Below are 13037 nucleotides of genomic sequence, written 5' to 3'. Positions count from 1 at the left end.
CGGAGGTACTCTATGATCGATATACTACTCGTAGATGATGAACCGAGAATGCTTGAATTATTAACGCTTTATCTTACTCCAATCGGATATAACTGCGTATGTGCAGTATCCGGAGAAGAAGCTATTTCACATATAGAAAATCGAAACTTCAAATTTGTTTTACTCGATATTATGATGCCAAAGATGGATGGGTGGGAAACTTGCAAAAGAATTCGATCATTTAGTAACGTTCCTATCATTATGGTAACTGCTCGTGATCAAACGGTAGATGTCGTTCAAGGGTTAAAACTTGGAGCAGATGATTACGTGACGAAACCATTCCACGAAGAGGAGCTCTTCGCAAGAATTGAAGCTGTTTTACGCCGAACCAATCAACATGCACAAATCCAATATCACGGCATTTTATGGGATGAGGCCAAGCATTTCATTTCTGTCCATAATGAAGAACTTCTTCTCACCCCAATCGAATTCTCTTTACTCGGATTATTTTTACGTCATGTGAACTACGTATTAAGCCGTGATCAGCTCATTGAACGAATTTGGGGATTAAATACAAATACAGAAGATAGAACAGTCGATTCACATATTCGTAATTTACGTGATAAATTACGAAAAGTAAATTTCCCCATTGATCACCATTTAAAAACTGTTTACGGAGTAGGATATCGATGGATTGATATTGAAAACTAAGGAGCAAAACGATGAAGCGAATTTCTATTCAACTCGGATTTTATTTTCTAATTGTTACACTTTTAATCGAAAGTGTTCTATTTGTCTTGCTCTATTATAGCCTTGTAAACAATAGAGTGAATGAAGAAATGACTGCTTTATTAAAGCGTGGAAATAGTCACCGAGATGTCCTTGAAAAATATTTTGACAGGCAAACAATCTCCCATGTTGCTTTAATGGAATCCGAAGCTGAAACAACTGTTATTATTACAAATGCAAATAAGGAAATACTAGCTAAATCCAATGAAATAAATACTACTATAAAAAAACATATTGAAGGAATGCAAACACGAACAGATCATGATGGAGCAATTATAGAGAATCATTGGAAAACATCTAATTATATATGTACAGTTAGCCCAATTGTAGTGGCAGGAAAAACGGAAGGCTATGTATATATGTTTCTCGGGACGGAATCAATCGAAGAAATGGTTAACGGGCTCACACGGCAATTCATTATCGCTGGAGTCATTACTTTCCTATTAACAGCCATCACCATTTTTCTATTATCACGTTTGTTAACAAAACCATTGTTACACATGAAACAAGCGACTGAAAAAATGAGTAAGGGCGATTTATCCGTTTCATTAACAACTACTCGAAATGACGAAATTGGTGAACTAGCACAATCTATCCAAACTCTCGCAAATGATTTACATTATATGAAAACGGAGCGAAGTGAATTTCTAGCAAGTGTTGCTCACGAATTACGAACACCATTAACGTACGTAAGAGGTTATGCTGACATTGCATTAAAAGAAAACACACCCCCAGAGCAACGTTTACGATACTTATCCATTATAAAAGACGAGTCTGATTATATTACAAACTTAGTCCAAGATTTATTTTCACTCGCTCAAATGGAAAAGCATAACTTTTTCATTCAAGTACAGGAAGTGCATTTACACACCTTCCTTACTCGCATCACTGAAAAAATAAATGTGATGTACGGAGAAAAACAAATTAAAGTTGTTTTCACATGTCCTTCCTCACTCTTAGTAAAGCTAGATGAGCAACGCTTTGAACAAGTTATGGCTAACATTTTAAATAACGCGTATAGACATTCAAAAGAACATTCTCATATAAATATTTCTGTTACAGAAGAACATAAACGTATTTCCATTACAATTGAAGATGAAGGCGAAGGTATTCCGCCTGAAGACCTCCCTCACATTTTCGATCGCTTTTACCGTGTTGATAAGGCGCGCTCTAGAGCTACAGGAGGCACTGGTTTAGGGCTCTCCATCGTAAAAGAAATCGTAGAACTACACGGCGGGAATATTACTGTCACAAGTGAAATTGATCACGGATCTTGCTTTACAATTTCATTGCCATCTATATAGAAACACGACTATCATCAATAGTCGTGTTTTCTTATCCTTTAGGACTTTACTTTATAATATAAATTTACGAATTGGCCAAAACGTTTCGTATCCGTTAAAGTTAAATTAATTTCTGGATTCATTTCTTTAAATAACGGAACTCCAGAACCTAATATGTGAGGTGTAATCGTAACAACATATTCATCAATTAAATTATTCTTAAAGAACTCTCTCAGTAGACTCCCTCCACCGACCATCCATATTTTAGATCCTTCCTGCTCTTTCAACCTTTTTGTAAACTCTAATACATCTTCATTTACAAACTCTACATGTTCGTTTGAACCTTTTTCTGAATTAGAAAAAACATAACATTTTTTATCTAGGTACGGGAATGTTTCCGTATGCTCTACCACATAATCGTACGTTCTCTTTCCCATAATTATCGTATCAATTGTTTCGTACATTTCTGTATAACCGTTGTCTCCCTCACCTGCTGTTTCCATTAACCACTCTAAATCATCATCTTCTTTCGCGATAAATCCATCTAAGCTCGCTGCAATAAATAAAACAATTTCACGTGACATATCTTTTCCTCCTTACAGCTTCTATTGATAAAATCATCTTATAAGCACTATACTAACCATAAAACATGACAACTTATGTCATGTTAAAAAAGAAAAAGGTGATATCCTTGTCAAAAGCAAAACGTTTACTAGACATTCTTATATTTGCTTCTACGAAAAAAACATTTACAGCTCAAGAAATAGCTGATGAATTTAATATTTCCGTTCGTACGGTCCATAGATATATTTTAGATTTAAGTGATATGGGATTACCCATTTACGCTGAACAAGGTCGTAATGGAGGATATAAAGTATTAACAAGCAGCATGCTTCCCCCCATTTTATTTACCGAAGAAGAAGCGGTCTCCATCTTTTTTGCTTTCCAATCTTTAAGCTACTATCGTAACTTGCCTTTTAATACAGAAATCAATTCTGTTACTCATAAACTGTATAGCTCTCTACAAAATGATGCGAAAGCTAAAGTTGATAAAATACGTTCTTATATCGCTTTTTGGAATCCGAAGAGAACAATTGAGACAACTTTTTTAAACGAAGTATTAACAGCGGCTATTGAAAATAAAAACTTACACTTTCAATACGAGTCTAAATCGGGGATTAAAACAAAACATGTTCATCCTATCGGTGTATATGCTCACGACGGTTTATGGTATTTGCCATCCTATGACTTTAGTAGAAAAAAGGTATTACTGTATCGCGTCGATCGTATTCTTTCTATATTATCAACGGAAGAAAATGAAGATACATTCATAAATTTAGAAGAATGGTTTGCCTCTAACTCTGACGTAATAAACATTCCTACTCCGTTACATGTTTTATTAACGACAGAAGGCGTGCGCCAATGTAAAAGCGTTCCCTACCTTGAAGAGTTCGTTATAGTAAACGAAGATGGGACAGGATATATAAATACAACAATTGATAAAGGAGAAATCAACTTTATTACGCCTTTATTTTATAGACTTGGAAAAGATGCACAAGTTTTAGAACCGAAAGAATTAATAGATGGTTTACGTATACGTGCGAAAGAAGTTTTACATATGTATGAAGACTGAAAAAGCTGCTAAATATAAGCAGCTTTTTTCGTCGATTTGTTTCTATTATTTTGACTGTTGACGAATATCGAACCACCAACGATTTTTCTCATTCATATTCTCAGTGCCACTAGACCCACTGTAACGGAAAGCATCAAGGAAGATTGAATCTAACTTATCCTCATCTACAAAATAACCTAAGTTAACTTTTACCGTTTGTCCCGGTCGGATACTACCAATATTGTAAAAACTTTTCCCGTCTCCGTGAGGTTCTAAATAATCAACTTCGCCCGTCATAATATTTTTTTCCGCAATTCCAGCTCTTTCAGCGTAATTCCATACATTCCCCTTACTTTTAAGCACTTGTATGGATGGATGCATATAGATTTCTTTTGTCGCCTGTTTGCCTATATTCTTCACTGTTGTTGTCAAGTAGACAAATTTAGGCTGAATTAATTTTGACTCTACTAATTGATCAATTGAATCTTTACCATTTCCAAATTTATATTCATCCCGTCTGTATGGTATCAATTGTCCTACTTGATCCAAAGCTTGATTCTCGCTTAGTCTCTCTAATCCCGTTTCATTAAAGTTTTCTTGCTTAAAATCTTTGATTGAATCAAAAACTTCAACTTTTTCTATCACATATTCAATTTGGCTGTTATCCATAGATATCGTTACTGGGACCTTTTGCCCTATATGAAATAGTCGTTTACTATCTTTTTTCAAAGGAATCACTTTATTTTTTTTAGGCTTACTTTCTTCGCTAAAATACTTTTTATCATAATCTGTTATATGTGATGCCTTTTCTTTTGACGTAGGCTCAAGGGAAATGTTCCCTAACACATCCACCATTTGTTCTTCGTTTATATCGTTTCCAATATAACTTTGTAACATGATCCCCTCTTTCTCAAAAAAGAGAAAGACCTCTCTGTTAAATGCTAAATTGTTATTTCCATTTTCTTTATTGACGATCACTGCTTTCTTGCCATTTATCTCTTTCTCTTCGTAGCTTTTTGAGTACAGTGTTTTAAAATTCGAATCTTTTCCTACTCTCCAAAGAATGAATGAAAATCCACCCTTTGCGTAGTTATCTTTAAATGAATATTTCATAGCAGAGTCATCAATTGCTTCCATATTTTCTGGCAATTTACCAACCTTCAACTTATACCACTGATCACTCTTTTTCGAATCCTTATTTGTTAAGGAAACATTTACTTCATAATTTTGTTTTTGGACAATCATATTATAGACTTTCACTGCACCAAAAACAGTTGTCGGCATACCAATTAATAAACAGGCAGCAGCAATTAACATACGATGTCTTTTACGCTTTTTCTGTGGTCGCTCGCCCTTCAGCTTCATTTCTTCCATAAACAATTTCTTTTTGCGCGTATATGTATGTGAAAATTCATGTTGTTCTTCGAGTTTATCAAAATCATCTAAAGCAATTTTTTCAGCAAGTTCATATATTTCTTTGGAGTTCTTTGAATTCGTCATGTTGTATACCTCCTATCATATTTTGGACTCGTTTTCGAGCGCGTTCAAATTGCTTGCGGACATTTGCCTCCGTTATCCCCATTACACTTGAAATTTCTTGATACGTTAAGTTATAGAAGACTTTGTACTTAAACACCTGTCTATTAGACTCATTTAACTCTTTTAGCAATGCATCAATTTGAACCTCGGACATTACACGTTTTTCCCACTCTTCAATATTTTCATCTACTGCTTCTGTTGATTCTCTTTCATATTCTTCTAAAAATGTTTCATGTCGTTTATTTTTCCGGTAGCTATCAATCGCCTTGTTTTTCGCGACCCTCAAAATGTAGCGTTTAAGCTCTTCGGTGCTCAAGCTATCGAGCTTTTCCAAGTTCTTATAAAGAGTAATAAACGTCTCTTGAACCGCATCTTCAGCCTGCTGAATATTATTTAAAATAGAATAAGCTACATAATAAATTTTTTGTTCGTACAACTCATATAGCTCTTCCATCTTTTCATAATCGTTGTTTGTAACTTTCATATAATTCCTCCTCTCATTCTATATAACGAATGAGCGATATACTTTGTGACACTGCAGAATTCTTTAATAGATAAAATTAAAAAATAGAATAAAGAAAAGCCCAATTTCTCTATTTTAACTGAGAAATTGGGCTTTTCTTTATTAATATTTTCCTAACTGTCCCCCTAAGAAAACTCCTCTTACGCCTTTTCGCTATGTATTATTTTCTCTATTGCTTCTTTTAATAAATTCTTTGTCTCTTCAAAGTTATGATTCTGCTGTTCTCCTGGCTGCACCGTATAAAACTCAGCAAATGAGCGCTCTTTATATCTCGGTACGACATGCATATGGTAATGTGTTAACTCGTTAAAAATTCCACCATTTTGGCAAATTGTAATTCCGTCTGGTTTATATAATGCCTTAATCGCTTTTGCAATAAGCTTAGAAGCATCCATAATCGATTTCGCTACAACATCATCTAATTCGTCCACTTCTAAAACATGCTTCTTTGGCACAATTAAAGTATGTCCTGGGTAGAAAGGCGCATGGTCTAAAAAACAAGTTACATAATCATCTTCATACACTTTATATATAATTTCTTCTTCATTTGCTAATTTACAACCTAAACATTCCATCATGCTTCCCCCTCTGCCAAAAACATAAAAACGTGAGCGCCCTATTCTCACGTTTTTATGTTTCACTTTACTAATTCAATTGTTTCTGTAACTTTTATACTATCCTTTACCGATTGAACAATCGTGCAATTTTTCACTGCAAGTTGTAGCGCCTTGTCCAATTGTTCTTCTGTAATGTTTTGCGCTTTAATTTTATAGTGCAAATGAACACTTTCAACTGGTTTTGATAAAGCTTCACTTCTACCAATTTCAGTTTCAATTGTAAACGTATCGTATGTAATACGTTTCTTTTCTAAAATTGTTCGGAAGACAATTGCACTACATCCTGCGATAGAAGACACGAGTAATTGTAACGGTGAATATCCGTTTTCTTTTCCAATCGCTAATTGACCATACGATAAATCCACCTGTATATCATCGTGTTTGATTGTTAGTTTCATTTGGTGTCTCCATCTCCACTTTCATCGGTTTCTGCCGTTTCTTATTTATATAATAATATATGTAGCAGAAAATGATAAATGGAATACCACAATATAACGCCATTCGTTGTTCTGGAATAAACGCTAAACTAATAACAACGATGCTATTTGTAATTAAAGCTAAAATTGGAACAAGCGGGTATAGTGGTGTTCTATACTTTAAGTCCTCTAATTTTCCTCCGCCTTTTAAATACTGACTTCTAAAGCGAAGTTGTGATAAAGCAATAATGATCCAACTTGAAACAGCCGATAAACCAGCTATAGATAATAAATACATATATACTGTATCTTCTGCAAGGAAACTTGTTAATAAAGATAACGCCGCTACAGCAATCGTTACGACTAACGCTGTAATCGGAATACCACGTTTATTTACTTTCTTGAAAGAAGCTGGTGCCATTCCTTCATTTGCAAGTGACCATAGTATACGCGTTGCTGCATATAACCCTGAGTTCGCTACAGATAGAAGAGCTGTAATAATAACGAAGTTCATAATATCAGCTGCATATGGAATACCGATTTTATCAAATACAACTACGAATGGGCTTTCAATTATCCCTGCTTCTTTCCAAGAAATTAACCCTACTAAAATTGTCATTGTTAAAATGAAGAATAACATAATGCGCCATACTGTATTACGAATCGCACGTGGAATTGTTTTTTCAGGATTCTGACTCTCTCCTGCTGCAATCCCGATTAACTCTGTTCCTTGGAAGGAAAAGTTAACTGTAATCATCGTAAGAAGCACTGCAGCTAGTCCATTTGGGAATAGCCCACCATCACTTACAAAGTTAGAGAAAAGAGGCGCTGCTTCTTTTCCATCGTATGGTAAGAATCCTAGTAATGCGCTACCACCAAGTAAAATGAATGCAATAATTGTAACTACTTTAATACTAGAGAACCAAAACTCTAATTCAGCATAACTCTTCGCTGATATTGCATTTGAAGCATATAAAATAACTCCGAATACGAGACACCATACCCAAACATCAACATTCGGAAACCATCTTTTCATCATTAAACCGATCGATGTTAATTCTAATCCTACTGTTACTGCCCATCCAATCCAGTATAGCCAACCGATCATAAATCCAGTTCCTGGTCCAATAAACTTCGTCGCATACTTTTGGAAAGATCCTGAAACTGGCATTGCTACCGTTAGCTCTCCAAGACAAAGCATTGTTAAATACATAATAAATCCGCCCACTAAATATGAAAGGATGGCTCCCCCTGGTCCAGCCTGATTAATGGTGTAACCTGAACCTAGAAAAAAACCAGTTCCGATTACACCACCTAGTGCGATCATAAATAAATGTCTACTCTTCATCGTACGATGTAATTGCTCATTCGTTGTTTGCTGCATCTTAATCCTCCCCCTACAAGTACCCCTATCTCTTTTTAAAATTTTCTGATAATAAAAATATACACGAAAGCGATTACAATTTCTATATAAAATTAAAACTTTTCTGATAAAACAATATAAAAATTCAAATATTAAGAGCTCGCAATACTAATTTGAGGAAAAAAAGGATTTATAAGGAAAAAACTCTTACATTTTTTTGTAAGAGTTAACGTATTTCTAATCTTCTAGATAAAATTGATAAACCGTAGTTTACAACAAAATACATACAGGCTGCTAGTATAAATGTCGGAATCATATAATTTACATTCTGCCCGCTAATAATTTGAGCATTATGCATAAGCTCTGGCAATGATATAACAACCGCTAATGACGTATCTTTTAACAATGAAATAAATTGACTAACAAGCGGGGGGACCATTCTTCTTAATGCTTGCGGCAAAATAATATGCCAAAGCGCTTGCACATACGTTAATCCAGAAGACCTTGCAGCCTCAATCTGCCCTTTTTCGATAGATAATAGACCGCTTCGAACAATTTCAGATATCATTGCCGCTTCAAATATTGTTAAAGCAACAATTGCAGCTGTTATAATTTCTAACTTCAATCCCGCTTCCGGAAGTGCAAAATACGTAAAAAATATAATTAAAAGTAGCGGTAAATTTCGAATGACTTCCACGATAAAGCCTAATGTTTGTGAGACGACAGGTATTTTCGTATAGCGCAATATTCCTATTACACTACCAATAATAAAGCTAAGTACAATTGCTATGAGCGCTACCTCTAACGTTATGAGTAATCCTTTTAATAAAAAGAGGATATGATCACCTGTTATCGCTCCTTTAAAATCCATTTATACCGCCTCCTTTGCCAAGCGTTTTTCTAAATAACGCACTAGCATACTTAGCGGAATTGTTAATACTAAATAAAACATCCCGACAAATATATATACATCAAACGTAACGAACGTCTTCGTTGAAATTAAGTCTCCTTGATACATTAAATCCGTTCCAGCAATAATTCCGAGTATTGAAGAGTTTTTTACTAAATTGAGAAATTGATTTCCTAGAGGAGGAATGACGATTTTCATCGCTTGAGGTAAGACGACATGATACATCGCTTGCGTATAAGTTAATCCTGAAGAACGTGCTGCTTCCATTTGACCTTTCGCGACTGATAAAATACCAGCACGAATTACTTCCGCAATAAAGGCCGCTGTATAAACTGTAAGCGCAACTGTCCCTGCTACAAAACCGTTGAAAGTAATTCCTATTACAGGCAAAGCAAAATAGAAAATGAATGCAATTAATACGAGTGGAATATTTCTAACAAACTCTACATAGGCAGAGCCAATCCAATTCAAAATACGAATAGGTGAAATTCGCATCACTGCCATAACAATTCCTAAAACAAAACTTCCTATTAGTGCAACTACACTGGACATAACCGTATATTTAAATCCTTCTAAATACATATCAATGTTATTCGTTAATATAGAAAAATCAGGCACATATTCTCCCCTCTTTCTTTACAAGAAGAGGATGAGTACTCTCATCCTCTCACTCTTACTATTTATCATGAGAAATAAAGTTTCATTTTACTTCTCTTGTTTTTGACCAATCCATTTTTCATACAATTTATCGTATTCTCCATTCGCTTTCATATCTTTTAATAAACTATTAATCTCTTTCGTTAAATCGTCTGCACCTTTTTGTACTGCAATTCCATACGGTTCATCCGTGAAAATTTTCCCTACAACTTCATAATTAGAATCTTGTTTTGCCATTCCGTAAAGAATCGCATTATCTGTAGTTAAAACATCGCCTTTACCTGCTTTTAACGCTGTAAATGCCTCACTATAATTCTCAAACTCTAATACTGTTGCTTCTGGTGATTTTTGGCGAATGTTATTTGTAGATGTTGATCCTTTTACAGCTAATACTTTAACGCCTTGTTTTATATCATCAATGCTCTTAATATTGCTTCCTTTTTTCACAAGTAACGATTGTCCTGCTTTAAAATATACATCTGAGAAATCTACTTCTTTTTTGCGTTCTTCCGTAATTGTCATTGTCGCAATAATTGCATCAATATCACCATTTTTCAGCATCGGAATACGTGTTTTAGACGTTACTTCTTTCAGCTCTAGTTTCTTTTCATCACCAAGAATTTTTTTCGCAAGTGCCTTCGCGATATCAATATCGAATCCCTCTACTTGCCCTGTTGAAGGGTTTTTCAATCCAAATAAATTCGTATCATTCTTCACTCCAACTACTAACTTCCCGCGCTTCTTAATTTGCTCAACAGCTCCGCCTTGCTTCGTATTCGTTTCTTTCGCCTCGTCTTTTTTCCCCCCGCACCCAGCAACAATAAACACGAATAAACATGAGAATACGATTAGGGTAAACAACTTTTTCATCTTAAGCATGAAATTCCTCCTTTAATGATTTAATACCCGGCTTAAAAATAGACGTGCTCTTTCTTGTTCAGGATTTGCAAAAAATTGTGATGGTGTTGTATCTTCGATAATTTGACCGTCATCCATAAATAAAATTCTATCTGCTACCTCATGTGCAAATCCCATCTCATGTGTGACGACGACCATCGTCATTCCTTCTTTAGCCAGCGCTTTCATAACATCAAGCACCTCTCCGATCATCTCTGGATCAAGAGCGGACGTAGGCTCATCAAATAGCATAATTTTCGGTTGCATCGCGAGCCCTCTAGCAATAGCTACCCTTTGCTGTTGACCTCCGGATAATTGATGAGGGTATACACCTGCCTTCTCCGAGATTCCTACTTTCTCTAAATAAACCATCGCTGTTTTTTCTGCTTCTTCTTTTGAAGTTTTATTTACTTTAATTGGTGCTAGTGTAATATTTTGCAGAACTGTTTTATGTGGGTATAAGTAAAAATGCTGGAAGACCATACCAATATTTCGGCGTAATTCATTCATATCTGCTTTTTTATTGTGTACATCTGTATTTTGTACGATTAACTCTCCATCAGTAATCGCCTCTAACTGATTTATACACCGAAGCAATGTACTTTTTCCTGATCCTGAAGGACCAACAACTACTACCACTTCACCTTTTTTCACTTGCACATTAATATTTTTCAAAACTTGGAAGTTACCATAATATTTATTTACATTACGAAACTCTATCACCATACTCCCCCCTCTCCTAAACAAAGCATGTACATTCTTTTTATATTCAAAAATAGGCAAAAAAATAACTTTCATCTTCATTTTGTCCATAAAAAAGAGCAAAGGGATTTCCCTTTGCTCCTTCATTTCTATTCTCTTAAGATACTTCTTCTTTCTTGTCTTTCCCGTATTCATGCTCCCAGAAATCAGCATTTTTAATTCCTAATTTCTGCGGATCGAATACTGGATCTTTTCCTTCTTTTTTCTGCTTTTCATAATCCTTTAATGCGATCAATGCCGGTTTTTGTAATAATAGAATCGCAATAATGTTAACCCATGCCATAATTCCTACACCAATATCTCCTAAAGCCCATGCTGTTTCTGCTGTTTTTACACAACCGTAGAATACAACTCCTAAGAATACAAACTTTAGTACGATAGACATCCAAGGACGGTCTTTATCACGATTTAAGTAAGCTATATTCGTTTCTGCAATGTAGTAATAAGCCATAATTGTTGTAAATGCGAAGAATAGTAAAGAGATTGCTACGAAACCGTTTCCAAATCCAGGGAAAACAGATTCTACTGCTGCCTGTGTATAACCAGGACCTGGCTGTGCACCATTTAATTTATTGACGATAAAGTTTTTTCCGCTTGCATCAAATACGTTATACATGCCTGTAATAATCATCATAAATGCTGTTGCTGAACAAACAAATAATGTATCAATGTAAACGGAAAATGCTTGTACTAACCCTTGTTTAGCTGGATGCGATACTTCAGCTGCTGCTGCTGCATGGGCCCCAGTTCCTTGCCCTGCTTCGTTTGAATAAATACCACGTTTTACACCCCAAGAAATTGCTAAACCAATAATCCCGCCAAAAGCTGCTTCTAATGCAAATGCACTTTTTAAAATTAACATGAAAGCGTCTGGTAATTTTTCAATATTCATAGCTACAATTACACAAGCTACTAAAATATAGCCAAGTGCCATAAACGGTACTACAACTTGCGCTACGTTAACAATTCGCTTAACTCCACCAAAAATAATAAGTGCTAATGCCGCTACTAATACCGCCCCGGATACAGAAGTATTAATACCAAAAGCTGTTTCTAGACTTACAGCAATACTATTCGCTTGAACACCTGGAAGCAGCATTCCTGTTGCAAGAATTGTCGCTGCAACGAATACTAAAGCGTACCATTTAACACCTAGTCCTTTTTCAATGTAATAAGCAGGTCCACCGCGGAATTGTCCTTGATGTTTCGTCTTATATATTTGTGCTAATGTAGATTCTACATAAGCCGATCCTGCTCCTAAAAAGGCCACCGCCCACATCCAAAAGACAGCTCCTGGACCACCAAAGGCAACAGCCGTTGCAACACCTGCAATATTTCCTGTTCCAACGCGCCCTGATAATGAAAGTGCTAAAGCTTGGAACGAAGAAACACCCGCATCCGATTTTTCCCCTTGAAATGTAAGTTTCACCATTTCTCCTACATGTCTTACTTGTAAAAATCTTGTTCGAATGGAGAAATATAGACCTACTCCTAAACATAAATAGACAAGTGCTGGACTCCAAACAATATTATTTATCCAACTTACGATAGCTTCCAACTTTCCCCCTCCTTCTTTATAAAGAATATTCAGAATATATATAAAATTATAAGTGTATACCGAATCTATAACAATATTATTTTAATAAAATAAACATATTTTTGTATAAAAAAACAAAGTATATATTTATTT

General features: G+C 35.2%; 14 protein-coding genes. 3 read left to right on the top strand and 11 right to left on the bottom strand.

Features of this window, described 5'->3' with window-relative positions; genetic code table 11:
• The first annotated feature begins 12 nt into the window (after positions 1 to 12).
• Together ABH959_RS20685 and ABH959_RS20680 are read left to right on the top strand one after the other, a co-directional pair.
• Entirely contained in the window at positions 13 to 690 is a 678-nt protein-coding gene (locus ABH959_RS20685; RefSeq protein WP_002029819.1) for a response regulator transcription factor, read from the top strand.
• Between the two features lie 11 nt (positions 691 to 701).
• The gene (locus ABH959_RS20680; protein ID WP_098167713.1) at positions 702 to 2072 is read left to right on the top strand and encodes a sensor histidine kinase; all 1371 of its coding nucleotides are present in this window, start codon (positions 702 to 704) and stop codon (positions 2070 to 2072) included.
• A 38-nt stretch (positions 2073 to 2110) separates the two neighbouring features.
• On the opposite strand, the gene ABH959_RS20675 is transcribed toward ABH959_RS20680, so the two are convergent.
• The gene (locus ABH959_RS20675; protein ID WP_404493110.1) at positions 2111 to 2635 is read right to left on the bottom strand and encodes a dihydrofolate reductase family protein; all 525 of its coding nucleotides are present in this window, start codon (positions 2633 to 2635) and stop codon (positions 2111 to 2113) included.
• A gap of 65 nt (positions 2636 to 2700) precedes the next feature.
• Here ABH959_RS20675 and ABH959_RS20670 point away from each other — a divergent pair, with 65 nt between their 5' ends.
• Complete coding sequence (locus tag ABH959_RS20670; protein WP_404493109.1) at positions 2701 to 3684, top strand: helix-turn-helix transcriptional regulator; 984 nt, start codon at positions 2701 to 2703, stop codon at positions 3682 to 3684.
• Between the two features lie 45 nt (positions 3685 to 3729).
• Here the strand turns inward: ABH959_RS20670 and ABH959_RS20665 are convergent, their stop codons facing one another.
• From ABH959_RS20665 to ABH959_RS20620, 10 genes are all read right to left on the bottom strand, one after another.
• Entirely contained in the window at positions 3730 to 5163 is a 1434-nt protein-coding gene (locus ABH959_RS20665; RefSeq protein ID WP_404493108.1) for a DUF4367 domain-containing protein, read from the bottom strand.
• On the bottom strand, positions 5129 to 5686 hold the full coding sequence (locus ABH959_RS20660) for an RNA polymerase sigma factor (protein ID WP_404493107.1): 558 nt from the start codon (positions 5684 to 5686) through the stop codon (positions 5129 to 5131). The genes ABH959_RS20665 and ABH959_RS20660 overlap by 35 nt, the downstream gene beginning before the upstream one ends.
• Positions 5687 to 5865: 179 nt before the next feature.
• A complete protein-coding gene (locus tag ABH959_RS20655; RefSeq protein WP_256487002.1) occupies positions 5866 to 6300 on the bottom strand; it encodes an HIT family protein in 435 nt (144 codons plus the stop codon).
• Between the two features lie 62 nt (positions 6301 to 6362).
• Positions 6363 to 6740, bottom strand: coding sequence for an OsmC family protein (locus tag ABH959_RS20650; protein ID WP_404493106.1), 378 nt, complete (start codon positions 6738 to 6740; stop codon positions 6363 to 6365).
• A complete protein-coding gene (locus ABH959_RS20645; RefSeq protein WP_002010506.1) occupies positions 6715 to 8142 on the bottom strand; it encodes an amino acid permease in 1428 nt (475 codons plus the stop codon). Before ABH959_RS20645 ends, ABH959_RS20650 begins: the two co-directional genes overlap by 26 nt.
• 205 nt (positions 8143 to 8347) lie before the next feature.
• A complete protein-coding gene (locus ABH959_RS20640) occupies positions 8348 to 8992 on the bottom strand; it encodes an amino acid ABC transporter permease (RefSeq protein WP_113937904.1) in 645 nt (214 codons plus the stop codon).
• Entirely contained in the window at positions 8993 to 9649 is a 657-nt protein-coding gene (locus ABH959_RS20635; RefSeq protein WP_002090963.1) for an amino acid ABC transporter permease, read from the bottom strand.
• 87 nt (positions 9650 to 9736) lie between these two features.
• On the bottom strand, positions 9737 to 10567 hold the full coding sequence (gene glnH, locus ABH959_RS20630; RefSeq protein ID WP_002125212.1) for a glutamine ABC transporter substrate-binding protein GlnH: 831 nt from the start codon (positions 10565 to 10567) through the stop codon (positions 9737 to 9739).
• Between the two features lie 12 nt (positions 10568 to 10579).
• A complete protein-coding gene (locus tag ABH959_RS20625) occupies positions 10580 to 11434 on the bottom strand; it encodes an amino acid ABC transporter ATP-binding protein (RefSeq protein WP_309473018.1) in 855 nt (284 codons plus the stop codon).
• Between the two features lie 10 nt (positions 11435 to 11444).
• Complete coding sequence (locus tag ABH959_RS20620; protein ID WP_002010512.1) at positions 11445 to 12905, bottom strand: alanine/glycine:cation symporter family protein; 1461 nt, start codon at positions 12903 to 12905, stop codon at positions 11445 to 11447.
• Positions 12906 to 13037: the final 132 nt, after the last annotated feature.

Origin of the sequence: Bacillus sp. RC51 (assembly GCF_044908115.1) — a bacterium.
GTDB lineage: Bacteria > Bacillota > Bacilli > Bacillales > Bacillaceae_G > Bacillus_A > Bacillus_A mycoides.
Note: the sequence above shows the minus strand (reverse complement) of the source record. Positions and strands in the feature narration are given on the sequence as shown.